This window comes from Achromobacter seleniivolatilans (assembly GCF_030864005.1).
GTDB lineage: Bacteria > Pseudomonadota > Gammaproteobacteria > Burkholderiales > Burkholderiaceae_B > Achromobacter > Achromobacter seleniivolatilans.
In genome coordinates this window covers 6,136,534-6,161,119 of record NZ_CP132976.1, presented here as the reverse complement: position 1 = coordinate 6,161,119, position 24,586 = coordinate 6,136,534, and the positions used below count along the sequence as shown (strand labels likewise).

Annotated in this window: 22 protein-coding genes; 9 read left to right on the top strand and 13 right to left on the bottom strand. The window is 62.4% G+C overall.

Annotation, left to right across the window (positions count from 1 at the left end):
- Positions 1-75 precede the first annotated feature (75 nt).
- Positions 76-1,080 carry a FecR domain-containing protein gene (locus RAS12_RS27795; protein ID WP_306943484.1) on the bottom strand — a complete coding sequence of 335 codons (1,005 nt, stop codon included), beginning with the start codon at positions 1,078-1,080 and terminating at the stop codon, positions 76-78.
- Between the two features lie 11 nt (positions 1,081-1,091).
- On the bottom strand, positions 1,092-1,601 hold the full coding sequence (locus RAS12_RS27790; RefSeq protein WP_306943483.1) for a sigma-70 family RNA polymerase sigma factor: 510 nt from the start codon (positions 1,599-1,601) through the stop codon (positions 1,092-1,094).
- 176 nt (positions 1,602-1,777) lie between these two features.
- Here RAS12_RS27790 and RAS12_RS27785 point away from each other — a divergent pair, with 176 nt between their 5' ends.
- Positions 1,778-2,194 carry an ankyrin repeat domain-containing protein gene (locus RAS12_RS27785; RefSeq protein WP_306943482.1) on the top strand — a complete coding sequence of 139 codons (417 nt, stop codon included), beginning with the start codon at positions 1,778-1,780 and terminating at the stop codon, positions 2,192-2,194.
- A gap of 31 nt (positions 2,195-2,225) precedes the next feature.
- On the opposite strand, the gene RAS12_RS27780 is transcribed toward RAS12_RS27785, so the two are convergent.
- The gene (locus RAS12_RS27780) at positions 2,226-3,017 is read right to left on the bottom strand and encodes a LysR family transcriptional regulator (RefSeq protein ID WP_306943480.1); all 792 of its coding nucleotides are present in this window, start codon (positions 3,015-3,017) and stop codon (positions 2,226-2,228) included.
- Positions 3,018-3,120: 103 nt separating this feature from the next.
- On the opposite strand from RAS12_RS27780, the gene RAS12_RS27775 reads away from it, so the two are divergent.
- Entirely contained in the window at positions 3,121-3,855 is a 735-nt protein-coding gene (locus tag RAS12_RS27775; protein ID WP_306943478.1) for an SDR family oxidoreductase, read from the top strand.
- 66 nt (positions 3,856-3,921) lie between these two features.
- Here RAS12_RS27775 and fhuE read toward each other — a convergent pair whose 3' ends face one another.
- The 4 genes from fhuE to RAS12_RS27755 all read right to left on the bottom strand — a co-directional run bounded on the left by fhuE (position 3,922) and on the right by RAS12_RS27755 (position 8,348).
- The gene (fhuE, locus tag RAS12_RS27770; RefSeq protein ID WP_306943476.1) at positions 3,922-6,273 is read right to left on the bottom strand and encodes a ferric-rhodotorulic acid/ferric-coprogen receptor FhuE; all 2,352 of its coding nucleotides are present in this window, start codon (positions 6,271-6,273) and stop codon (positions 3,922-3,924) included.
- A gap of 223 nt (positions 6,274-6,496) precedes the next feature.
- Positions 6,497-7,501, bottom strand: a complete 1,005-nt coding sequence (locus RAS12_RS27765; protein ID WP_306943474.1) for a FecR family protein — start codon at positions 7,499-7,501, stop codon at positions 6,497-6,499.
- Entirely contained in the window at positions 7,498-8,001 is a 504-nt protein-coding gene (locus RAS12_RS27760; protein ID WP_306943472.1) for an RNA polymerase sigma factor, read from the bottom strand. Before RAS12_RS27760 ends, RAS12_RS27765 begins: the two co-directional genes overlap by 4 nt.
- A gap of 104 nt (positions 8,002-8,105) precedes the next feature.
- Positions 8,106-8,348 (bottom strand): hypothetical protein, encoded by a 243-nt coding sequence (locus tag RAS12_RS27755; protein ID WP_306943470.1) that lies wholly within the window; start codon positions 8,346-8,348, stop codon positions 8,106-8,108.
- 266 nt (positions 8,349-8,614) lie between these two features.
- On the opposite strand from RAS12_RS27755, the gene RAS12_RS27750 reads away from it, so the two are divergent.
- A complete protein-coding gene (locus RAS12_RS27750; RefSeq protein WP_306943469.1) occupies positions 8,615-10,702 on the top strand; it encodes a PTS sugar transporter subunit IIC/EAL domain-containing protein in 2,088 nt (695 codons plus the stop codon).
- Positions 10,703-10,711: 9 nt separating this feature from the next.
- Here RAS12_RS27750 and RAS12_RS27745 read toward each other — a convergent pair whose 3' ends face one another.
- The gene (locus RAS12_RS27745; protein WP_371321225.1) at positions 10,712-11,614 is read right to left on the bottom strand and encodes a prohibitin family protein; all 903 of its coding nucleotides are present in this window, start codon (positions 11,612-11,614) and stop codon (positions 10,712-10,714) included.
- 246 nt (positions 11,615-11,860) lie between these two features.
- The gene (locus RAS12_RS27740) at positions 11,861-12,508 is read right to left on the bottom strand and encodes a DMP19 family protein (protein WP_306943467.1); all 648 of its coding nucleotides are present in this window, start codon (positions 12,506-12,508) and stop codon (positions 11,861-11,863) included.
- A 200-nt stretch (positions 12,509-12,708) separates the two neighbouring features.
- On the opposite strand from RAS12_RS27740, the gene RAS12_RS27735 reads away from it, so the two are divergent.
- Both RAS12_RS27735 and RAS12_RS27730 read left to right on the top strand, forming a co-directional pair.
- Positions 12,709-13,773, top strand: coding sequence for a M4 family metallopeptidase (locus tag RAS12_RS27735; protein WP_306943465.1), 1,065 nt, complete (start codon positions 12,709-12,711; stop codon positions 13,771-13,773).
- Positions 13,770-14,096 (top strand): protealysin inhibitor emfourin, encoded by a 327-nt coding sequence (locus tag RAS12_RS27730; protein WP_306943464.1) that lies wholly within the window; start codon positions 13,770-13,772, stop codon positions 14,094-14,096. Before RAS12_RS27735 ends, RAS12_RS27730 begins: the two co-directional genes overlap by 4 nt.
- A gap of 39 nt (positions 14,097-14,135) precedes the next feature.
- Here RAS12_RS27730 and RAS12_RS27725 read toward each other — a convergent pair whose 3' ends face one another.
- A complete protein-coding gene (locus RAS12_RS27725) occupies positions 14,136-15,368 on the bottom strand; it encodes an MFS transporter (protein WP_306943462.1) in 1,233 nt (410 codons plus the stop codon).
- A gap of 147 nt (positions 15,369-15,515) precedes the next feature.
- Here RAS12_RS27725 and RAS12_RS27720 point away from each other — a divergent pair, with 147 nt between their 5' ends.
- On the top strand, positions 15,516-16,319 hold the full coding sequence (locus RAS12_RS27720) for an AraC family transcriptional regulator (protein WP_306943461.1): 804 nt from the start codon (positions 15,516-15,518) through the stop codon (positions 16,317-16,319).
- Here the strand turns inward: RAS12_RS27720 and RAS12_RS27715 are convergent.
- The gene (locus RAS12_RS27715) at positions 16,316-17,443 is read right to left on the bottom strand and encodes a porin (RefSeq protein ID WP_306943459.1); all 1,128 of its coding nucleotides are present in this window, start codon (positions 17,441-17,443) and stop codon (positions 16,316-16,318) included. The genes RAS12_RS27720 and RAS12_RS27715 overlap by 4 nt on opposite strands.
- A gap of 36 nt (positions 17,444-17,479) precedes the next feature.
- A complete protein-coding gene (locus RAS12_RS27710; protein WP_306943457.1) occupies positions 17,480-17,857 on the bottom strand; it encodes a DUF4148 domain-containing protein in 378 nt (125 codons plus the stop codon).
- 235 nt (positions 17,858-18,092) lie between these two features.
- Here RAS12_RS27710 and RAS12_RS27705 point away from each other — a divergent pair, with 235 nt between their 5' ends.
- Genes RAS12_RS27705 through RAS12_RS27695 form a run of 3 tightly spaced genes read left to right on the top strand, consistent with a single transcriptional unit; the run spans position 18,093 to position 22,166 of the window.
- Complete coding sequence (locus tag RAS12_RS27705; RefSeq protein WP_306943455.1) at positions 18,093-19,628, top strand: MFS transporter; 1,536 nt, start codon at positions 18,093-18,095, stop codon at positions 19,626-19,628.
- A 13-nt stretch (positions 19,629-19,641) separates the two neighbouring features.
- Entirely contained in the window at positions 19,642-20,697 is a 1,056-nt protein-coding gene (locus RAS12_RS27700) for an HlyD family secretion protein (protein WP_306943453.1), read from the top strand.
- Complete coding sequence (locus RAS12_RS27695) at positions 20,694-22,166, top strand: efflux transporter outer membrane subunit (protein WP_306943451.1); 1,473 nt, start codon at positions 20,694-20,696, stop codon at positions 22,164-22,166. Before RAS12_RS27700 ends, RAS12_RS27695 begins: the two co-directional genes overlap by 4 nt.
- Here RAS12_RS27695 and RAS12_RS27690 read toward each other — a convergent pair.
- Positions 22,138-24,549 carry a TonB-dependent siderophore receptor gene (locus RAS12_RS27690; protein WP_306943450.1) on the bottom strand — a complete coding sequence of 804 codons (2,412 nt, stop codon included), beginning with the start codon at positions 24,547-24,549 and terminating at the stop codon, positions 22,138-22,140. The two genes, RAS12_RS27695 and RAS12_RS27690, sit on opposite strands and share 29 nt — an antisense overlap.
- Between the last annotated feature and the right edge of the window lie 37 nt (positions 24,550-24,586).

Genomic DNA, 24,586 nt, shown 5'->3' with positions numbered 1-24,586 from the left:
TCCTTACATGAAGCGCAGGATCGGCATTTCCGCCGTTCCAGTTACAAATTAACAATGGCGACGCGAAACGCGCGCTCAGGCAAGCCCTACCGAGACCCAGTACCGGGTGTACCGCCGTACGCTTACCGGCAATACCTCTTGCAGCATGGCCAGCACCTTGTCGCTGTCGGCGAGCGGAAACGCGCCCACCACGCGCAGCTTGCCCGCCGCGCTGGAACAGCCGATCCGTCCGGGACGATACCGGCCCAGTTCGTACAGGAATTCCGACAGAGGCATTTCGTTGGCGATCAGCATGCCGTTCAGCCAGGCGGACGTAGCGGGTTCCAACGGCCCGGCAATGAAACCCCCGCCCGCCGAAAACTCCGCCTGTCCACCCGCGGGCACGCGCCGGGGCGCATCGGCCGGGTCCAGACCGCGCACATCCACGGCCCCCTCCAGCACCGCCACCCGCATCCTGCGCCCTTCGTCCAGGTCACGCACCAGAAAACGCGTGCCCACCGGCGTCACCACGCCGCTACGCGTGCGCACTGTGAAAGGCCGGCCCTGCCGGTCCTGCCCCGTCGTGACCAGAATTTCGCCTTCCAGAAGAACCAGTTCACGCTGATGGCCGGTGTAGCGCAGATCCACCGCGCTGCCCGTATTCAATTCCAGCAAGGTGCCATCCGGCAAGGTCAACGCCCGCCGTTCACCCGTCGCCGTGCGCAGGTCGGCGGTCAGGCGGCGTATCGCACCGCGTTCTCCCACCGCCCAAGCGCCCAGGCCCAGTCCTGCTGCCGCCACCATCCACCGCATGGCGTTGCGGCGCGACTGGATCAGCGGGGCCTGGCGCAGCGTATGGCCAGCCACGCTGCTGCCCGCCTCGGCGACACCCAGCGCAACATCGCGCGTCAACGCGCCCAGACGCTGCCACGCCAGATCGTGTTCGGGCCGCGCCAGGCGCCAGGTTTCAAATCGGCGTCGATCTGCATCGGTCGAGTCTTCGCGCAGCCGCGCCCACCAATCCGCAGCCTGACGAATGACCTTCGGGTCTATACGTCCCGCTTCGGGCGAATGCGGCCGCAGTAATTTCGCGCCTTCCATGCCCGCGCCGCTCACCCGTACACCGCCGTGTAGCAGTGCACCAGTGCCCGGGCCAGCGACTTCTGCACGGCATTAGGCGTCAAATTCAGTTGCTGGCCGATTTCTGCATAGGACAGGCCATCAACCTGTGCCAACAGAAAGATCCGGCGGCTGTTCATCGGCAGGCTATCCAACAACTCGCACACCTGTTCCAGCGCTTCCAGAATCAGCGCACGCGACTCCACCGATGGCTCCGTTGCCACCGGCTGCAACGCCAGCGATTCGGCATACGCCGCTTCCAAGGCCGCGCGGCGCGCCCGGCCAATCAAGAGCCGCGTGGCGATCGTGCGCAGATAGGCGCGCGGCTCGTTCAGCGGCTCTCGCACATTGGCACGGATCAGCCGTTCAAACGTGTCATGCGCCACATCGGCTGCATCGGACGCATTACCCAGCTTGCGTTGCAAAACGCCCCGCAACCATTGATGATGGGCCAGATACACGGACTGCACCTCGGCGCGAGGAGCGAAGGAAGAAGAGGACATGACAGCGGTCCGGCGTTGCCGCCGTTATCCGTACGCAATGAAAATGATTCGCAATTATAATTACCTTCGGTCTGTTTACAAGAACCATGGCATCGCGCTGGGAAGCTGCATGCAAAGCGACGGCGCGGCAGCGAATTAGGGGACGGATTCAGACCCGCAGCGCATTGGACTAAACCATGCCCATAGATGAAAACTGGTTTGAAAATGAGCGGCTGCATCGTGCTGCCGCCGACGGCGACATTCCTGAAATGCGCCTCTTGCTGGCAGCTGCGTTCAAGCTCAACGACTTTGACTATCTCAGCTTCACGCCGCTGCACTACGCCATCAAGGGCGAGCACTACAAAGCAGCAGAATGGCTGCTCGATCAAGGTGCTGACGTCAACGCGAACGACCAGAACAAGATTGGCGAAACGCCGCTCAGTGTGGCGTCGCAAGGCGACTACCCAGAGATCGCAGAACTGCTGCTGAAGCGAGGCGCAGATCCGGACGTGCCTGGATGGATGGCACAGACCGCACGCTCGCGCGCGCTACGCCGCAAAGACGAAGACGGAAAAAAAATCGCCGCACTCATCCAGGCGTTTCGCCCGCGGTGATCTCGCAGGGTATGGGCCGAGGGCCGGCCAGTCAGGTCGCGCGCAATTGCTCGGCCAGCGCCGCCAGCACCGGCTTATCCAACGCCTGCACGGCGTAGCAAAGCCCCACGCGGCGAGACATCTGCAACCCGTCAATCACACGCACGCCGACACCTGCATGGCCACGCGCCAGAGACTCGGGCGCGACACAGGCGCCTAGTCCTGCGGCCACCAGTTCCAGCGCCAATCGCAATGATCCGGCTTGCGCGGCTGGCGCGCTGGCCGCCGCGCCGTAGTACGGCAGCAAGCGCTGGTGGCTTGGATGCGTGGGGCAAACGATCCAGGGAAATACGGCGTCTTCCGCGCTGCCATCGGGCACTGCCAGCACGTAGGGATCTTCCGACAACGGCAGGAACAGTTCGTCTTCGCAGCGCTCGTCTTCGGTAGACAGGCGCGCATCACCCACGCAGCCCTCAAGCAGATGGACGAATAGCGTCGGCACCGCTTGCCGCGCCAGCCGCAAGAAAGCCGCCACGTCCCCGCTGGCAATGTCTGCTTCGACGCCGATTTCAATTTCAGCTGCGTTTGCGCCTTGGCGGAATTGGCGCGTCATGGAGTCCGTCTGCGACAGGATGCGGCGCGCCTGCGGATACAAAATGCGCGCATCTTCGGTCACCGAAACGCCGCGCGCCTGGCGCTCAAACAACTGCGTGCCCAGCAGGTCTTCCAAACTCTTTATGGTGCCGGACAAGGCGGGTTGGCTAAGATGCAAACGGCGAGCGGCGCCCGTGATGTTGCGCTCTTCAAACACCGCGACAAAGGCTTTAAGTTGACGGCTATCCATAAGTTTTTCCGATTGATGCGAAAAGAATAAACCATTTTTCAACGGTGAAACGGGCGCATAGAATGCTTTCACCATACAGAAAACCGATACCTGGAGCCCTACCATGAGCATTTCGCAAAAGCCCTTGATCATCATTACCGGCGCCAGTTCCGGCATTGGCCTGGCCACGGCGCGCCTGTTTTCGGCGCAGGGGCACCCGCTGCTGCTGCTGGCACGCCGGCTGGAACCGATGCAGGCGCTGAACTTGCCCAATACGCTGACAGTATCGGTGGATGTCACTGATCGCCAGGCGCTGGCCGCCGCCGTGCAGGCAGCCGAAACGCGCTTCGGCCCCGCCGACGCCATCATCAACAATGCCGGCGTCATGCTGCTGGGCGACATCACGCGCCAAGACCCGTCGGAATGGGACCGCATGCTGGACGTGAACATCAAGGGCGTGCTGAACGGCGTGCATGCCGTGGCGGCAGGCATGACCGCACGCAAGCGCGGCACCATCATCAACATCAGTTCGGTCGCGGGCCGCAAGACCTTTCCGAACCACGTGGCCTACGTCGGCACCAAGTTCGCGGTGCACGGTCTGTCCGAAAACCTGCGCGAAGAATTGTCGGCGCACAACGTGCGCGTCGTCACGATTGCGCCGGGCGCCGTTGAAACCGAATTGCTTGGCCACACCACCGACGAAGCCATCAAGACGGGCTACGAAGCCTGGAAGACCGATATGGGCGGCAAGGTGCTGGCAGCTGAGGATGTCGCCAACGCTGTGCATTACGCCTATGCACAACCCGAAGGCGTGTGCATCCGGGAAATTGTGCTGGCGGCGACGCGCCAGCAAGCCTGATCCAAAAGCGTAAAAGCAACGGGGCGCGAAAGCGCCCCGTTGCTTTTGCAGACAAGAACCCCGTAATCAGAACTTTGCGGTCAAGTTCACGAATACGCTTCTGGGTTCGCCGTAATAGACCTGGTTGCCCACACCGCCCAGGTAGTACTTCTTGTCGAACAGGTTGTTCAGGTTGACCTGCGCGGACAGACGCGAATTGAAGTCGTAGCGCGCCATCAGGTTGTAGATGGCATAGGCCTTTTGCTTGGCGGTAATGGTGTCGTCGCCCGCGCTGACCTCGCTATAGGTCGAAATCTGCCAATTGACGCCGCCGCCCACCGTCAGCTTGTCCCACGCGCCCGGCAGCCGGTATGTCGTGAACAGTTTGGCCATCGCGCGCGGGCGTTCGGGATTGACGGACACGCCTTGCACATCGCGGCTGGTGTAGTAGGTGCCGCCCGCGTAGGCGTTCCAGCCCGGCGCCAATTGACCGCTGACTTCCATCTCCACGCCCTTCGTGGTGACGCCATCTGCCGTCTTGTAGGCCTGATCCATCGTGCCAGGCACCAGCTCGTCGCCGTCCAGCACGGCCACCTTGCTTTGCTTGACCTTGAACAGCGCAATAGAGGTATTCAGCCTGCCATCCAGGTACTCGCCCTTGATGCCGACTTCATAGTTCTTGCCTTGCACCGGGTCCAGGTAGTTGCCGTTGCGATCGCGGTTGTCTTGCGGCTGGAAGATGTCGGTATAGCTCGCGTAGGCCGAATACGTGTCGTTGATATCGAACACCAGCCCGGCATACGGGATGAACTTTGAATCCTTCTGATCGCGGGTATCCGACTTGGATTTCCAAGAGGAATACCGGCCGCCCGTAATAGCGGTCAAGCCGTCCGCGAGCGACCAGCGCACCGCGCCGTATGCGCCTTCCTGATGTGTCACGGTTGAGCGCAGGCTGGCATCGGTCCAAGTGGGCTGCGCAAACGAGCCATCCCATTGATAGAAATTGCCGGTGCTGGCAAGCGATGCGGTCTCAAATCCGTAGCGGTAGAAATCTTCGCCATAGCGGCTGCGCATCGCACCCATCACGACTTCATGCTTGCGGCCCAACAGCGTAAACGGCCCCTTCACCTGCAAGTCCAACGAGGTCTGCTGGGCGTAGGAATTCCAATAACCCGGCAGCGCGCGCAAGCCCGTGCCCGTTTCCCGGTCCAGATCACCATACAGATACAACAGCTTGGCGTCGTACTTGCTCTTGCGCTGCGACCAGTCGGCCCGCACTTCCCAATCGTTGTCAAAGCGATGTTCCAGCGTGGCGAACATCGTCTGATTCGTCGTGTGCCAATACGTCCAGTCTGCCGCCGTGGTCTTGGACCGGCGCCAGTCTGTCGGCGTACCGTCGCTGAACACCACGGGCAGGCTGCCCCAGGTGGAGCCGCGCGGGCGTTTGTCTTGGTAATCCATGCCCACGCTCAGGCGCGTGGAAGGCGTCAGGTCGGCATCGATCACGCCGTAGAACACCTGCTTGTTGGCGTGATACAGATCAATGTAGGAATCGCGACCCTGATACAACGCCACCATGCGGGCGCGTACCGTGCCTGCATCGTTTAGCGGCGTAGACATATCCAACGTGCCGCGATACTGATTCCACGAGCCAACGCCCGCGCTGACCGAGCCGGTAAACGTCTTGCTGTTGGCATGCTTGCGCACCAGATTGATCGATGCGCCCGGATTGCCCGCGCCGGTCATCAGCCCCGTCGCGCCGCGCACCACTTCAATGCGGTCATAGATGAAGGAATCGTTATCGGACTCCCCGTACATCGACAGGCCGATCGTCGTGGGCACGCCGTCGTATTGCAGGCTGTCGATGTAGAAACCGCGAGACCAGAAGTCGGTGCGGTCGGTGTCTTCACTGACCACCTGCACCCCCACCACGTTGCCCATCACCTCATCCAGTGACCGCAGATTCTGGTCGTCGATACGCTGGCGCGTTACGACGCTGACGGATTGCGGGGTTTCACGCAGCGACAGGTTCAAACCGGTCGCGGCAGACGTGGACGGCGTGGTGTAGGAACCCGTGCCTTCGGTGACAGCGGGGTCTGAGTTGCCCATCACCGTCACTGGCGCCAGGCTGGTCACGCCGCCATCGCGCGACAAGATAATGCTGTCGCCCTGCCACCGGTACGCCACGCCCGTGCCTTGCAGCAGACCGCGCAACGCCTCTTCCGGCGCCAGGCTGCCGCGCAGGCCACGCGTGCTCAGACCCGCCACCACATCAGGGGCATAGAAGACGCGGACCTTGGTTTGCGCGGCCCATTGCAGCAAGGCATCGCTGAGCGGTTGCGCGGCAATATCGATGGACACGGCGGACGATTGCGCGCGTAACGCCGCTGGCGCCCCCGCAATCGCCAGCCCCACGGCCAGCACGAGAGAAGAAAGCATGAAGCGCGGCGCCGCGCCTGCGGGGCGCTTGCCCGCAGTGAAATGCCTGACTGCTGAGATAGTCACAAGTACCTGCTGTTTCGGTTCGACGGATCGGGGTTGCCCCAGAAGCGGGAGGGTGGCGAAATGCGCCTTCCTTCGTAGAACGAACCAGTTGGCGAAATACCTGAATGTCTGCCCGGATTATTTTGTAACAGCGGCCGAGCTGCCTGACTGGGTGGCCTTAGTTGGCGCTGATGTCGATGAAACCGCTGGGGCTGGCAGTCAGCCGCACAGGCACGACTGCCGGCAGCGCATCAATCAGCGCATCAGGCCGGTCCAGCGTGAACGACGCCGACACCCGCAAACGCCCCGCCTTGCTGTCCGCCAGCCGCAACGGCGTCGCCAGATAACGGTTCATTTCGCGCACGACTTCCGTTAACGGTGTGTTCTTGAACACCACGCGCCCCTCGCGCCACGCAATTGCCGTGGAGACATCGGCGGGCGCAGGCACGCCAATCGCGCCGCTGCCCGGCACCCGTATGCCCTGCCCGGCCCGCAGCACGGCATGCCCAAGGTTCCACCAGTGTCCGCCCGACACCTGTACCGAACCCGACTCCACCAGCACGGCCACCTGATCGGGGTCGCGGCGCACATCGAACACGGTGCCTGTCACGCGCACGTCACCGCTGCCTGCGCGCACGGTAAATGGCCGCGTGGCGTCGTGCGTGACAGTGAAAAGGACTTCTCCGGCGTCCAGCTCCACAACGCGCCGATCGGCGTAGAGTTTCACATGGGCTTGAGTGCCGCTATTGACGTCCAGTACCGAACCATCGGGCAGCGTGACCTGACGGCGTTCGCCGCGTTCGGTGCTGACAAGCGTGGCATAGGATGGCGCGTCGGCCGGCAAGCTCCACCATACGGCCACGGCCACCGCAACCACGGCGGCACAGGCGGCAGCCAGGCGCAGGGTTTGCCCGCGCTCCACGCGCAGTTGCGGCCGCGGACGCACCGGCACCGTGCCGCCAAGCAAGGACTTGACCTGATCCCGGGGCAACTTCGCTGCCGTTGCGCCCAACTGCTGCATACGATCGAAATCCGCCGCGGCATCAGGATGGGCGAGCCGCCACCGGGCGAACTCGCGCCGGTCGCGGCGCGTCAATTCACCCGAATGCCAGCGCGCAAACCACCATGCGGCGGTGGCCGGCTCGCTTGAAGCGTCGCGGTTGGAAAAAGAAAACATCATCATGGATTGTGTTCACGCATGCGGTCGCGCACAAATTCAATGGCGCGCATGACGTGGCGCTCAATCATATTCTTGGACAAGCCCATATGTTCCGCTATTTCGGCCTGCGTCCAGCCTTCAATGCGGTTCAGCACGAACGCCTCGCGGCATTTGGGCGGTAATTCTGCCAGGACTTTGGCCAGGTCGTCTGCCAATCGCGCCGCGCGCACGGGCGCTTCGGGATCATCAAGAACCAACTGGTCCGCATCAGCCAGGTCTTCGAGCGGGATATGTTCCGCCCGGTCCTGCCGCCGCCAGCGATCAATCAGACGGTGTCCGGCGGCCTGGAACAAATAACCGCGCGCCTTCAGTGCGACACTAGCGTCCGCCTTCAGCAGGCATTCGATGGCATCGTGCGCAGCATCCTCGGCATCGTGACGATTGCCCGTGCGCCGGCTCCATACGCCCACCAGCTCGTCATAGTAGGCGAGCCAGCCGGTGCGAGGCGTAGAGGAACGGGACATGGGCCAATCGGATTGCGTAGAGGGCAAGGCTGCGAATTTTACAAATAATTCTCATTATCGCAACTCTTGTCTGACATCCGTGCCTGGCCAACCCGTTCCTGATCCTAGTAATCCATGGGGATATGGCTCTGCGCCGCGCGTATTTCCTGAATATGCCGTTCGGCTTCCTGCTTCTCGGCGTCTGGCGGCAGCGGCCTCCAGCCCACCATGGTGCCGGGCGTCTTCACCGGCATCCATCCCAACACGCTGTACAGCGTAATTGCAGTACGTCCCGTGTCGAACTGCGTTTCGTAGTAGCCCTGCCGCTCCGGCGCGGTATCGCCGGACGTCCAATCCAACTGAGACATCCATGTCTCCTTCTGGTGAAGCTTATTGGCCAGCGCGCCACTTCCGCGAACCCGATGGTCTTTCGGCCTATCGTATGGCGCGCACTTCTTACTTGTACTGCCAGCTTGCGCCCCGTTTGCAATTCTTGACTCAGGGGATTCCCTAGGATGATCCGCCCTTCAGATTGCACCAACCGGAACACAGGCGCTAGGATGCGGAAAAGTATGCTTACAAAAACCGGGGGACAGCCCTTTCCTCGTTTGCAGGAATCACGTGGCGGACCGTCATGCCGAAGTCGAAGTTCTTGCGGTATCCAAAAGATCGGCTAGCCGCGCTCGCAGGCGCCAACGCCCTGCGGGCGATACGCGAAGGATTGCTGTGGACGATGCCGTGCCTGTTGGTCTCGGCGCTGTTCCTGGTGCTCTCCGTGGTGGCCCGCCAACTTGGGCTGCCCGCCGCCTTCGCCGATCTGCTTCTGGGCGTACACGACAAGCTGGCCGGGATCATGCCCCTTCTGGTCGGCGCGTCCATCGGCTACATGCTGTCGATCCGGCATCGCCTGCCCCATCTGCCCACGGCGTTTCTTTGCCTGTCGTACGTCGTGATCGCCCAAAGCGTGCTGGCGCCTTATCCACAGCTAGCCGCAACCCTGGTGCTGTTCATTGCCATCGTTTCGCCGCTGGGAAACGTCCCCTTGATGGCCCGCTTATATCGCCGCCGCTGGACACGCCTGGCGCCGGACGGCCTGATCAGCGAAAACGTGCGCGACACGCTGAATATGGTGGTGCCCGGGTTGCTGACGGCCGGTCTTGTGGTGCTGGTCCTGTCCGCCGCGCTGCGCATTCCGGGCGTGACGCAATTCAACATCCCGATGGACATGGCGTCACTGGACAGCCCCTTCATTACAGGCCCCTTGATCGCGGCGTTGAACTCAGTACTGTGGTTCTTCGGCATCCACGGCTTTCACGCGCTGGCGCCCATCATGAATGTGATGGATCAGGCCACCATGCTGAACGCGGCCAGCGCCAACGCCGGTTACGAAGGCATGTATGCGCTGAACAGCACTCTGCTGGGCGCCTTTGTGTTTATCGGAGGGTCTGGCGCAACCTTGTCGCTGGTTGCAGCTATTTTGCTGTTCTCGCGCAGCAACTCGTTGCGGGTGCTGGCGCTGGCCAGCCTGCCCGTGTCGTTATTGAACGTTAACGAAATCCTGCTGTTCGGCCTGCCTCTGATCCTGAACCCGCGGCTGCTGGCGCCCTTCGTGCTGGTGCCGGTCACCAACACCCTCATCGCATTGGGAACGGTGCAGCTGGGCTGGTTGACGCCCGCCACATTGACCCTGCCCTTGACGTCGCCCGTACTGTTCAACGCCTACGTTGGCGCGGGCGGCCACTGGAGCGGCGCCGCCTTGCAAGTGGCATTGCTGGCCCTGGGGGCCTGCATCTATGCGCCCTACGTCATTGCCCTGGAACGCCAGCGCACAGATAGCGCGACGGTCTACTTCAAATCGCTGGACACGACTTTCCCTAGGCTGCGAGAGGAATCGCTCTTGTACGCGAACGACCCCGTTGTCTCAACCTATACCAACCGCGCCCGCCGTCAGGCCGAAATTTCGCGCATCCGCACCATCAGCGAATACGACTTCTATCTGGAATTCCAACCGCAGATCTCGCTGCGCAGCGGCCTGTGTACTGGCTGCGAAGCGCTGCTGCGAGCCACAGGACCTGAAGGCACGCAGCAAGCGCCGCTGGAATTCCTGCGATGGCTGGCGCAGGCGGACCTGATGCGTGAAGTGGATCTATGGGTGGCCAGGCAGGCGGTGCTGCAATGTCAGCAATGGCACGCTCAGGGTTTCACCCTGCCGATGACGATCAACGTCACGGCAGGCACACTGACGTCCAGCGTTTATCTGGACAAGTTGATCAGAATACTGGCGCAGACTCACGGACAGGTCTCCGTGGAATTGACTGAAGATGCGCTGGTGGAAGATGCCCAAGCGCTGCACACGGCCTTTGGCCATCTGCACGACATAGGCGCGCGCATCTATATCGACGACTTCGGCACGGGCTATTCCGCCCTGAGCTACCTGCATCAATTTCAGATCGACGCGGTCAAGATCGACCGCAGCTTCGTCGTGGCGCAAAGCAGCGATCGGGGCGCCCTGGTGATGAGCGGGCTGCTGCGCTTTTGCGAAGCGCTCAACCTGCAGATCATTGTGGAAGGTGTAGAAACAGATCAGCAGTTAAGAGCGCTGACCTCTAGCGCCGAGATCATCGTGCAAGGCTGGTACTACAGCAAGGCGCTGACGGGCGAGCACATCATGGACTACACCCGCCAGCGGCAGCAGGCGTCTCCGATGGAGGCGCCCGCTTGATCCTCAGCCTTACTTGATGCCGATAAACGGCATGGCCGAACCTGGGACTTGCGTCGACGGCAGCACGCCGTCCCATTTCTCAACGGCATTCAAGCTCACCAGATTGGTGTTGGCAGCGAGCGCCTCGGCCTTGGCGCGGATCGATGCTGCTTCAGCGTCGCCACGCATACGGATGCCATCAGCTTCAGCCGTAAATTGCTGACGGCGCGCGTCTGCCTCGGCCTTGGCTTTGACCACCTGGATTTCGGCGTTGATCATCGCCGTTTCTTTTTGCTGGCGCGTCGTTTCAATCTGCACCTGAGCCAACATGCGTTGCTCGATGGAGTGTTCATAGGCTTGCGAGAAGCCAACTTCTTCGATCTGCACGCCCACCACTTGAACCGGCGCGCCTTCCATCGTCTTCAACACCGCGTTGTTCACATCCAGGCCCAGCTTCTGGCGTTCCTGAATGGCGCGCACTGCGGTGTATTGGCCAAACACATTCTTCACTGCATCAGGCGTCTTGCGTTCCAGCACGCGCATTTGCAGATTGCCGATGGTGCCGTATTCGGAATACAGCTCTGCCACGTGCTCGGGCGGAACGCGATAGGTCACGGACACGCGCAAATGCGCCGGCTGCTGGTCATAGCTATAGGCTTCCAGCTTCTCGAACACAAACGTGTGGTCACGCACGGACACCGTCATCACGTTGTCGATGAAGGGCGTCTTGAAATCCAGGCCTGGCTCGGACACGCGCACCAGCTTGCCGTTACGCAGCACCACACCGCGCTCGCCCTGATCAACCTGGAACCACGAACCAAACGCCAGGGACAGGATCAGCAAAAGCAAAATAATCGTGCCGATAGCGATCTTGGCACTGCCCGCCTTGGGCCCGCCGATATTCTTGATCATCTGAATGTCTGTCGGCTTCACTTGGAATCCCTTTCTGATTTTGAGCGTTTACGGTCCGAGAGCACGGCGGCAATGCCGCGAGCAAGCAAATAGGCGACCACAGCCGCCCCAACCAAGATCAGGAAATACCTCATCGAGCGTCCCCCCCGGGAATGAAGCACCGGATTCTATCCCGAGCAGGGGGCAGATGGTCCTTTAAATGGGCTTGAATGTAGCCATGCATTGCAGAACGTTCCCGAATACGTCAATAGCGGGACAAAAGCCGGTTCAAGCCCGCGCCGGCGCTCCGTAACAACGCAGGCCCAAACGTGAGAGCTGGTCGGGATAATCCCAGAACTTGTGATCCAGGTCTTCCATTTCCTGCTGCTCTGCTTCCGTCATCGCGCCGTAAATGTCATTGAGCGCGATGACCTCTGGCGCGTCTTCAAAACGGTCGATCAAACCGCGCATGCGTGTCAGCACCGCCAGCATGTGCAACGCCCCAACCTTGCGCAGCGCCTGCAACGCCAGTTGGCAAGTTGGGTCCCCCCAATTGCACAGGAACTGCATGAAGCCGCCGTTGTTGATGTCGGCCTCCATGCGCCACAACGCCACCAGCTCCTGATCGGTGGGTGACAACTCGTCCAGCTTCCACTGCGCGGCGCTGAGTTTGGCCATCGCCTGTTCGTAATGCTGATCCCAGAGCAGATCATGCACATTCAACATGCCATCGGCAGACGGCTCCCACAGCGCAGGCCACACCACGCCGTGGCCATCGTCCACCAACTGCCATTGCTCGCGTTCGGCGGGCGTGGCTTTTTCAAGCCGGATGTAGCGCTTGATGGGCTCGGCAAGCACCTGCCCATCTGCCAGCGTCAGCAGCAGATGGGTGTCGTTCAGGGTGATGCTCTGGATGCGGTAATTGGAAGATGGCATAAATAGGGCGCGTCGTTTGGATTCGAAAAACGCAATGAAAGTACCGGAAGCGCGCCACACTGTCGAGACACATGGCGCACGGCCGCACGCTTGCTCGCATCAAGCCGCAGACTGTTACCGCATGCCCGCCACACGATCTGCTACCGTGAAATCTGGCCTGCGCCGGCACGTCCGCCCGGCGCTAAACACGGAGACCGTTTATGCCCCGTCCTTCCGAGTCTGCGCCCTTGATCGGCGTGATACCGCCGTATGTGCTGGATCGCTTATCCCAGCACTCGGACGCCCGCGTCAGCATGCCCGCGGTCAAGACGCTGATCATCGACCAGCAGCAACGCGGCCTGCGCGAAATGACGCAAGCGCCCCCCCGCGCAACGCTGGCGCCGGGCACGCCCGCCACGCCTCCTGGCGCACTCCAGCGCGCGGTGCATGATGCCGCCAACACCACCACGCTACCGGGAAAACTTGCGCGTGCAGAAGGACGGCCACCCAGCGGCGATGTTGCTGTCGATGAGGCCTATGACCATCTGGGCGCCACCTACAAGTTGTTCTGGAACATCTACAAACGCCATTCGATCGATGGCCATGGGCTGCCGCTGACCGGCACCGTGCACTACGGCGAAGACTATGACAACGCTTTCTGGAACGGCGCGCAGATGGTGTTTGGCGATGGCGACGGCGAAACCTTCAATCGCTTCACCGTCGCGGTAGACATCATTGGCCACGAGCTCACGCATGGCGTGATTGATACCGAGGCCGCGTTGCTGTACCAAGGCCAGTCCGGCGCGCTGAACGAATCCCTTTGCGACGTATTCGGCGCGCTGGTCAAGCAATACACCTTGGGCCAGACAGCGTTGCAAGCCGATTGGCTGGTGGGCGCGGGCCTGTTCACAGAGCGCGTCAGCGCGCGCGCGTTGCGCTCCATGGCCGAGCCCGGCAGCGCTTACGATGATCCGGTGCTGGGCAAAGACCCGCAACCCGCGCACATGCGCGATTACGTGGACACGCCGCGCGATAACGGCGGCGTACACATCAATTCCGGCATACCCAACCGCGCGTTCTTCCTGGCTGCGACCACGTTGAATGGACCTGCCTGGAATGGCGCCGGCCGCGTTTGGTACGACACCTTGTGCGACAAACGTTTGCGCCACGATGCGGACTTCAAGGCCTTTGCCGCACTGACGCTGACGATCGCCCGTGAACACCACAACGCCGCCGTGCAAAAGGCCATCGCCCAGGCCTGGACGGCGGTAGGAGTAGAGCCATGACCACCCCGCCCGCATGGGATCTGGCCCAGCTGGTACGACTCAGCCGCGAAGGCGGTCTCGCCTATCTGCCAGGTCTGGCGAAAACTCGCAGCATTGACTTGGTGAGCTGCCCCCCGGGTGTGCGCAAAGAAGTGTGCGACGCGCTGCAACGCGCGGCGCTGGCGGTGCCGGAATGCGGAGCCTCTGGCGGCGACCAGCGTTATTTTCACGTAGAGGTCGAGTTTGAAGGCAGTGATACGGGTGCGGCATTCAGCTTCGACGTACCGGAAGCCGACACGCCCGACATGCTGGTGCGTCTGTGGAAAAGCGGCACGCCTGACTAAGAGCACGTCATGTAAAGCCTCAGTCGAGGCATGCGCCAATCACCGCACGCCAGATGCCACATATGCGGGATGCTGCCGGAATCCGCCGATTTGAATGGCGCGCCCTGCATACAAACCGATCACCGCCATCGCCGCGCACAAGACGGCGCACACACTCAGCGCCACGCTCCACCCGCCCAGGCTGTCATGCAGCGCACCCACCAAGGCGGGTCCGCTTGCCGCGAACAGATAGCCGACGCATTGCGCCATGCCGGACAGCGCGGCGGCCTGCTGCGCATGGCTGGCGCGCAAGCCCACAAACGCCAGGCCCAGAATGATGCCGCCGCCCGTACCCAGGCCCAATAATGCTATCCACAGCGTGGCCAAACCCGGCGCCAGAATCAGACCAGCCAATGCCACGAACGATGCGACCGCCGAGCAAAACGCGGCGGCCCGCTGGTCTTTCATGCGGCGCACCAAAGGCGCCAGGAACAAGGCGGGCGCCGCGGACATGAGTTGCAGCAAGCCATGCAGCGTGCCTGCACGCTCGGCCGAATAACCGGCATCGCGCAGGATGGCAGGCAACCAGCTCACGGCCACATAAAACACAAAGGAATTGATGCCCAGGTACAGCGTGACTTGCCAGGCCAGTGGCGAATGCCACAGACGGGCGCCATGCGGCGCGTGCGCGGTCGTGGCAGCCGGCGCGCTGTGGTTGGCCAACTGCGGCAGCCACAGCAGCAGGCTGATCAGCGGCACCACCAAAAGGCATACGGTCGAAAAACGCCATCCCAAATCAGACAGATTGGCCAGTGGAATGGCGATGGCAGACGCTACGCCGGCGGCGATGCTCATGGTCAGCACATAGGCCGAGGTCAACCCTGCCACACGCTGCGGAAAGTCCCGCTTCACCAGACTGGGCAACAGCACATTGCCCACGGCGATACCCGCTCCAATGATTGCCGTGCCCGCATACAGGCCCCATGCCGCGCCCTGGGTGCGCAAGACGATGCCCGCGGCGATCAGCAGCATCGCGGCAAATAGCGTTCGTTCCAGGCCGAAGCGGCGCGCCAGCCCCGCCGAGAACAGCGACACAACCGCGAACGCCAGCAGCGGCAAGGTAATCAACATGCCCGCCGCCGTAGACGACAAGCCCAGGTCTGGACGGATCATGCCTATCAGTGGCGCGACGCCGGTAATCGGGGCGCGCAAGGCCATGGCAATGCACAGAATGCCCAATATCAGCAGCACCGGGCGGCTATTGGATCGGGTGTGGGTAGGGATGTGATTCATGATGGAAACCTGCGAAATCGGGAAAGGACAGCGCTTTCCAAACCGTCAAGATTACGCAGACAGCGCTTTACCGAATTTCGAGATAATGACAAACTATCCTTGTATTCGGCCAATCCCGCCGCGCATACGGCAGCCGCCTGGCATCCCATGCATTCCTCCACCAGTTTGCCCCCCGATTTCGATCCCGACTCCACCACGCAATGGACCTTTGCCATGCCGGTGCACGCAGCGGATCAGGACAGCGAGTCTCCTACGCATCGTCATCACATGGGTCAACTGGTGCTGGCGCTGCGCGGCGGCGTCACGTGCTCGGTGCCCCAAGGCCTGTGGATGGTGCCGCCACATTGCGGCGTCTGGATTCCTGGTGGCGTGCCGCATAGCAATCGCGTCACGGCCAATGGGCGTGTCTGCTTCCTGTTCGTGGCGGCCGACGCGCCGGGCTTGCCGCAGGAATGCTGCACGCTGGCGATCACGCCGCTGGTGCGCGAGCTGGTAGCGCATCTGGCCGAGCTGCCGCCTGCCGCTGCCAGCGCGCCCGCCAACCGAAAGTTGGCAGACGTGCTGGTCGAACAACTGACGCACATGCCTACCGAGCATCTGCACTTGCCCATTTCGGATCATCCTCGTCTACGCGAGATTGCCGCTGCGCTGAAAGCGGACCCCGCCGACCGCAGCACCATTGCCCAATGGGGCAAGCGCGTCGCCATGAGCGAACGCACGCTGGCGCGGCTGGTGCAGCATGAAACCGGCATGAGCTTCGGGCGCTGGCGCCAGCAGCTGCATATCATCCTGGCCTTGCAGCGTCTGTCCGCGGGCGTGTCCGTGCAGCGCACCGCGGAAGACCTGGGTTATGAATCGGTCAGTGCCTTCATCACCATGTTCAAGAAAACGCTGGGCAAGACGCCAGCGCGTTATTTTGCAGACAAATCGGACAATCCTCCCATCGTTTAGAAGCGATGCCGGATGCCCGCAGCCAGCGCCGTATCGCTGACTCCGCGATGGAAGGCGAAGTTGTCGGCGTAGGCGACATAGGCGTACAGGTTCGTGCGCTTGGTGAAGTCGTAGGTGTAGGCCGCGCTGTAAATATTGATCGAGGCATCATCCCCAGTCAGCTTGTCACCGTTGGGATCAGCGCGCTGCCAAGACGCCATCAGCTTGCTCTTGCCCAAGGGCACCGTTGCATTGAGCTGATAGGAATTGGCTCGAAAGCCTTGTGCCAGCGCGAAAGTCGATGCGTTACGGTACTGAGTGTCCGGCGACACGCCCATTGACGCTCCCTGCAACCATCCGCCGCGCGTCTGGCCAAATGCCGCGCCCACCTTGAGCACCTCAAAATCATAGGCGCCGCCCACGATCCATTCTTGAATGCGCGCGCTGGATTTTCCGCCTTGGGCGTCGTTGGTGGGATTGAACCGGTCGTAACTGGCCACTAGCGTGACAGGACCATTCAGATACCGCGCGCCGGCCGTTATCGCGCGGTTATTGTTGCCCGTGGCAAAACCCGTTTTCTGCCCATTGGTATCGGTACGGGTGTCGTCCGCATTGAACGAATAACCCAGACCAAACTGAAAGCCCGACCACACGGGCGACTGATACAGCGCCAGATTGTCATAGCGCAGTGTATTGGTGGCGCTGAAGGTCGTGCCCATGTTGGCCAGATTGAAAGAGCCGCTAAAGGGATCGACCGGTCCGCTGAAGTATTTGGATGCCAGGTTGGCCTGCCGGCCAAACTCCAATTGCCCCCACGCATCATCGGCCAACCCCAAGGTCGCTTGCCGCCCAAAGAGCCGGCCGCTTTGCGCGGACTTGCCGTTCAACGGTGTAATCCCGCCTTCCAGCGTGAACAACGCCTGCAGCCCGTCGCCCAGGTCTTCGACCCCGCGCAAGCCGAAACGCGATCCGCTATTCACCCCTTGCACAGTGCCGATGCGCGTCTGCTTGAAATCCGGCGCACGTACGCGTTCATACCCTAGCCCCATATCCAACAGGCCGTAGAGCGTCACGCTGGTTTCAGCGGCGCAGGCCGGGCCTGCAGCGCCGAGTGCCAACGCAGCCAAAGCAATTTTCTTTTTCATGTTCATCCCTGCCCTGTCGGTTCCGCCCTGAGCGTCTTATTGCGCGGCGGGCGGGTAGTCGAGTTCGCCCGAGGTAATCAGTCCACGGGCACGCGCCTCACGCATCTCGGCGATGACCTGCTCGCGTGTCTTGCCGGCAGGCGGCTGCACGGCAGGCGGATAGTCCAGCTCACCGTGTGTCATCAAGCCAGCGGCCCGCGCGGCGTCCAACTCCTCGCGCACCTGGGCGCTGGTCTTGACTTGGCTGGCAGGCAGATCGACGGGATATTGCTGTTCGCCATAGGTCACCAGGCCAGCGGCCTTGGCCTCCATCAATTCGGCGCGAACTTGCTCACGCGTCTTGCCATCGGCATGCGCAATCCCGCCAAGCAGGGAAAGGCCCAGTGCAAGCATGGAGAGTCGTAGCGTATTCATAAAAATTCCTTTGCGGTGATCGAGTGCCGTATGGTCGTTCGATATCCGCTCGCGATAAATCCCGTAGGGCGCAATCCACCGTTGCGCTGCACGCAATTGCATGCAGCACAAGCCTGCGTTCCGCCTTGCGTAGTTTTTCCGGCAGCCGCATCTACCTAGACTGAATAGCTCCTTCTTTCCACGGCGCTATAACCATGCAGTCTTCTTCATTCCAGGCCGGATACGGAATCCGGCCATGACAGCAACCGCTCTTGCCCCGCCTGTTGCGCCAGCGCCATCCCCGGCTGCGGCAGCGGCTTTCGGCCCGCGAATTCTGATGGGCCTGTCAGGCGTGCTGCTGGCGGTGATCCTGGCCGGGCTCAATGAGAACGTCACGAAGATGGCGTTGCCCGATATCCGCGGCGCCCTGGGCCTCAGCATCGATCAAGGCTCTTGGTTCGTCGCCGTCTACGCTGCCGCTTCGGTATGCGCGATGGCGTTCGCGCCCTGGTGCTCGGTCACTTTCTCGCTGAGGCGCTTTACCGTGACGTCGCTGGCGGCGTTTGCTGTGTTTGGCGCGCTGTGCCCGTTCGCACCTAATCTTCCCGTGCTGCTTCTGCTGCGCACATTGCAAGGGCTAGCGGGCGGGGCTTTGCCGCCGATGCTGATGACGGTGGCGCTGCGCTTCTTGCCCGCCAACATCAAACTCTATGGCCTGGGCGGCTATGCGCTGACGGCAACCTTTGCGCCCAGTCTTGGCATTCCGCTGGCGGCCTTGTGCACTGAGACGCTGGGTTGGCGCTGGACCTTCTGGCTCGTCGTCGGCCCCACGGCAATCGCCATGGCCGCGGTGTGGCGGGGGTTGCCCCAAGATCCGCTCAAACTGGAACGCTTTCAGTTATTCGATTGGCGCGGACTGCTGCTGGGCGCGCCTGCGCTGGCCATGCTGGTGATCGGACTGCTGCAAGGCGATCGCCTGGATTGGCTGAATTCGCCGCTGATCTCGCTGCTGCTGGGCGGCGGCGGTTTATTGCTGGGGCTCTTTCTGGTCAATGAATGGTCGCACCCACTGCCCTTCTTCAAGATCCAGCTGCTGCGCAACCGCAACTTGAGCCATGCCTTGCTGACATTGGGCGGCGTGCTGATCGTGTTGCTGGGCGTCATCTTGATACCTTCAAGTTTTCTTGCGCAATGGCGCGGCTACCGGCCTCTGGAAACTGCGCCTGTTCTGCTGACTATGGGCCTGCCCCAGCTGATCGCGCTGCCGCTGGTCGCCGCGCTGTGCAACCTGCGCCGGGTGGATTGCCGCTGGGTACTGGCGGCAGGCTTGGGACTGCTCGCGGTGTCTTGCCTATTGGGCGCGCAACTGACGCCAGCGTGGTCGCGTGAACAGTTCTATCTGCTGGAAGCCGTGCAGATCTTTGCCCAGCCCATGGCGGTCATCCCGCTGCTGATGCTGGCCACCACCGGGCTGACGCCGCAAGACGGCCCCTACGCCTCAGCCTGGTTCAACACCATCAAGGGTTTCTCCGCCACCGCCGCCACCGGCGCGCTGGAAGCCCTGACGACACTACGCCGCAACACGCATTTCAACCAGCTGGCCGATCAGCTGGGCAACCATCCTTTGAGCGCCAACGGCGACAACGCTGCGGCGCTGGCCCGTCAGGTTCAGGAGCAGGCCGCCATTCTTACCTCGGCCGATCTCTATCTGTGCATGGCCGTCATGGCCCTGCTGCTGATTCCCCTTATCCCCTTGATTGCGACCCGCGTGTCTCCGCCGCGCGCCGCCTGACTGTGAGTTCATCATGACCACTCCCCTTCTGCATTCCCCCTACTCCCGCGCCGCCGCAATCGGCGCGCTAGGCCTGCTCGTCTACGCGGGCTGGTCCTGGTCGGCCACGACCGCCACTGAATCCACCGACGACGCCACCATCGTGGCCGACCACACTGTTGTCGCGCCACAGGTCTCGGGTTTTATCAACGCGGTGCTGGTTGAAGACAATCAAACCGTTAAGAAGGGCCAGCCGCTGGCCCGCATCGACGACCGCGAGTATCAAGCCGCGCTGGCGGCGGCTACGGCGGAACTTGCTGTCACCGCCGCACAGTTATCGAACGCCGACGCCACGTTAGAACGCCAGCAAGCCGTGATCAATCAGGCGCTGGCTGTGACGCGCGCGGATCTGGCTGACATCCGGTTCGCCACAAGTGAAGTCCAGCGCCATCGGCGCCTGGCTGGCGAAGGCGCCGGAACGCAGCAGGTATACGAACAGGCGAAGAGCCGACTGGAAATGGCCGAGGCGCGCCAGGCCGAGCACCAGGCAACCTTGCAAGCCGCACACAAACAGCAAGAGGTGCTGGTGGCGCAGCGCGACGCGGCCCAAGCCGGGCTCCATCGCGCTCAGGCCTTGAAGGAACGCGCCGAATTGAACTTGTCTTACACGCAGATCACCTCGCCGATAGACGGTGTGATCGGCCGCCGCGCATTACGTGTGGGCGCCTATGTCAGCCCCGGCACGCCGATCCTGGCCGTGGTGCCCTTGCAGCAAGCGTATGTGGTGGCGAACTTTCGCGAGCGGCAACTCACGCACATGCGTCCAGGTCAGCGGGTGACACTGACCGTCGATGCGTATCCCGACATCCGCCTGCTGGGCCATGTCCAGAGCATTGCGCCCGCGACCGGGCTGAGTTTCTCGCCCGTCGCCCCCAGCAATGCCACGGGCAACTTCACCAAAGTGGCGCAGCGCCTGCCCGTGAAGATCATCCTGGACACGCAGGCGCAAGACGCGCCCGCGCTTCGCGCCGGCATGTCGGTCGAAGCCGTCGTCGATACCTCGACGGCCGTGGCAGGAGGCAAGCAATGATCCCTCTGTCTCTCTCTCGCCTGCTGGCTATTGCCGTTGCGCTGACGTTGTCCGGTTGCGCGGTCGGGCCAGATTTCCAGGCGCCGCAAGCGCAACTGCCCGCGCAATGGCGTGACCGGGATACCGGCCACGCGCCCAGCCTCCCGGTGGACCAGGAGATCAACATCGCATGGTGGGAGTCTTTTGGTGACCCCTTGCTGTCCACCTTGATTGCCGAGGCCACGGATGCGAACCTGGACGTACAGATCGCCCATCAACATCTGCTGCAGAGCCGCGCGGCGCTGGGCATCGTGGAGGCCAACGCCCTGCCGTCCGTGGACGCCCGCGCAGGCTACACACTGAGCCAGAACAGCCAGGCGGGTCTGGCCGATCCGTCCGGACGCAATGGCAAGTCGTCATTCAACCTGTGGCAAGCGGGTGTGGACGCAAGCTGGGAACTGGATTTGTGGGGCCGGGTGCGCCGCGAAGTGGAACAGTCGGGAGCACTGTCGCAAGCAGCGCAAGAGGCACAGCACGGCGTGGTGCTGTCCATTCGCGCAGAGACCGCACGCAACTATATTTTGCTGCGCGGCACACAGAACCAGCTCGCGGTGCTGCGCCTGACACTGGACAACGCCAACCACAATCTGGAATTGACGCGCATGCGCCGGCGCGAAGGCGTGGCCACGGAATTGGACGTATCGCAAGCCGACGCCCAGGCCGCCGCCATCGAGGCCGCGGTGCCCCCGTTGGCGCTGCGGGTGGACCAGCTGATGAATGCGCTGGCCATGCTGCTGGAGCAGCCGCCCCATGCGCTGCATGAACGCTTGTCGGCCATCGGGCCTATTCCTGGCGGGCCCGTGCGGGTGCCGGTCGGTCTGCCGAGTGAACTGGCGCAGCGCCGGCCAGACATCCGCCAAGCCGAGGCCCGCCTGCACGCCGCAGTAGCCGGCATCGGGGTTGCCGAAGGCGACTTCTATCCTCGCATTACCCTGTCCGGAAATCTGGGTTTGCAGGCTTTGCAATTGAACAACCTGGACTCCGATCGCGCCGGCATGTTTGGCGTGGGCCCGGCCTTGCGCATACCGTTATTCGAAGGCGGCCGTTTGCGTGGACGGCTGCGCTTGCGGAAATCCCAAGCGCAAGAAGCGGCGCTGATCTTTCAAAAGACCGTGCTTCGCGCCTGGCACGAAGTCGATAACGCCATGACCGCGTATCAAGCGCAGCAAACCGCCAGCGCCAGCTTGCAGCGGGCCTCCGACAGCGCGCGCCGTGCGCTGCGCAATGCGCAACGCCAGTACGCGGCGGGGGCTTCCGACTTCGTCAACGTGCTCAGTGCGCAGAATGCCGTGCTGGCCAGCGACCAGGCCCGTGTGTCGACGCAAGCCGCCGTGTCGCTGGCCTTGGTGGACCTGTACCGGTCACTTGGCGGCGGCTGGCAATCCGCCAGCCGCCCCGCTGTCACCAGCGATACGTCAGCGTCGCCATGACGGTGCGCGGCGCGCCAAAGTAGCAACGCGTGTTGCTCAGACATACGCCCACATAGTCCTTGTCGAACAGGTTATTCACATTCAACGCGACGGATGCGTTGCGCCATTGACCGCCCAGCGTCCGCAGGTCATAGCGCAACGCGGCGTCCACCAAGGTGTAGGACGCAAGTTCGATCGTGTTGGACGAGTTCCCGTAGCGCTTGCCCACATAGCGCACGCCAGCGCCTGCCGACAAGCCAGCCAGCGCATCCGTAAAGGCATAGTCCACCCACGCAGACGCCTGCGAACGCGGGGTGATACTGACTTGGTTGCCCTGGTAGCCGTCATTGCTGCGCGTGTATTCGGCATCGGTATAGGTATAGGAAGCCAGCACGCTCAACTGCCGGCTCAGTTCCAGCTTGCCTTCAAGTTCGACGCCGCGCACCCGCGTTTCGGCGGACTGCACAATGAAGCCGGGGTTCACCGGGTCCGTCGTGGCCATATTGCGTTGCGCCACATCGAACAAGGCCACGCCGACAAAACTGTTGTGGCCCGCCGGTTCGTACTTCACGCCCACTTCATACTGCCTGCCCGTCGTAGGCTTCGCGGGCGAGCTGGGGTAGATCAGGCCCGAGGTCGGCTGGAACGACTCGGTATAGCTGGCGTACGGCGTCACGCCGCTGTCAAACAGATACGCCGCCCCTACGCGCGCCGTAAAAGCGTGATCGGAGCTGCGCGTGTTCGAGTCCGACAGGCGATCCATCATGTTCTGGCGCACGCGGTCCCAACGGCCGCCCAGCGTGTAGGCCCAGCGGCCCAGGCGAATCTGGTCCTGTGCGTAGATACCTAAGCGTTCCTGATGCTGCAACGCGTCCGTGACTGGCAAATCAGGGCGCTGAATCGTCTGCCCGTACACCGGGTTGAACAGGTCGATAGGCGGCGCGCACTCAGCGGTGCCGCAGATCCAGTTCAGGCTGTCGTAGCGCTGGCGCGCGTATTCCACGCCGGTCAACAAGGTGTGCGTCAACGGGCCGGTCGAAAAGCGCGACGTCAGCATCGTATCGACATTGATGTCGTAGGACGTCTGGTCCGCGTCGAACAGCCGGCGACGCAACGTGCGGCGATCGGCCAGCAATCCATTGCCGGTCACCGTATCGAATTCCTGATGAACACGCGCATAGCGCGCGTTTTGCTGCAACGAGATCGTGTCGTTGAACTTGTGCTCCAGGCTGTAGCCCACGGCGGTCTGATCACGCAGGTAGTGTTCGCGGTCCGGCTCGCCCACGTAGCGGTTGCGCGGCACATGGCCATTGGGGTTATCGCGCAACGTGCCATCGGCGGGCAGATACTGCGGCAAGAAGCCGATCTTGTCGCGCTGGTATTGCGTCAGCAGCGTCAATCGCGTGGCGGCGCTGGGCTGCCATGTCAGCGACGGCGCGATGAACACGCGGTCGTTTTTTACGTAGTCCACTGCCGTATTGCTGTCGCGCTGCAATGCCACCACGCGATACAGCCATTCGTCCGTCTCGCCGATGGGGCCTGTCAAATCCACCGCGCCCTGGAAACGATCCTGATTGCCGGCCTGCAATTGCACCTCGCCCGAACGCTCCGATGACGGCCGTTTGCTGACCATGCCGGTCAGGCCGCCCGGTCCGCTCTCGCCATACAGCACGGATGCCGGACCCCGCAGCACCTCCACCCGCTCCAGGCCGAAAGGTTCGCTTTGCCAAATAGCGCCCAGGCGCAGGCCATCCAGATAGGACGACGGCGAGCTGAAGCCCCGCAGCGAAATCCATTCAATCTGGTTGTCCATCCCCAGCTGATCCACCGATACGCCGGGCGTGTACTGAATGGCTTCAGTCACCGTCTGCACGTTGCGGGCGTCCATCTCTTTACGTGTGATGACGCTGACCGATTGGGGGTTCTCAAGAATGGACGTGTCGGTTTTCGTGCCCGTGGCGCTGCGCGCCGCCACCAGCCCTGGGACGGGTCCCCACGCGTTTTCGGCCAAACCATTTCCCGTGACCGTCACTGCGTCCAGCGTCGCGGCATCGTCATGGCCTGGACGCACCACAATCGCCCCATTCTGCTCCTGCGCGTTCAGACGCGTACCCGTCAGCAATGCCTGCACCGCTTGCATGACCGTCATGCGGCCCGAGACCGGCGCGGCCGTTCTGCCCGCTACCGCGCTGGATTCCACGAGAATGGGCGTGCCGCTCTGCCGGGCCAGCGTATTCAATGACTGAGACAAGGAGCCGCCAGGCAAGCTGACGTCAACCACTGCGGCGGCGCCTTGAGCGGCGGCCGTCACGCATGCGGCGCTGATCGCGGCGGCAAACAGGCTGCGGACAGGGAAGTGACGCGCGGCGCGCCGTTGCGCACCGCGAGGTTGGTGTTCGTTCATGGTCAATCCTAGGGAAGGTTCTGACAATGAAAACGAA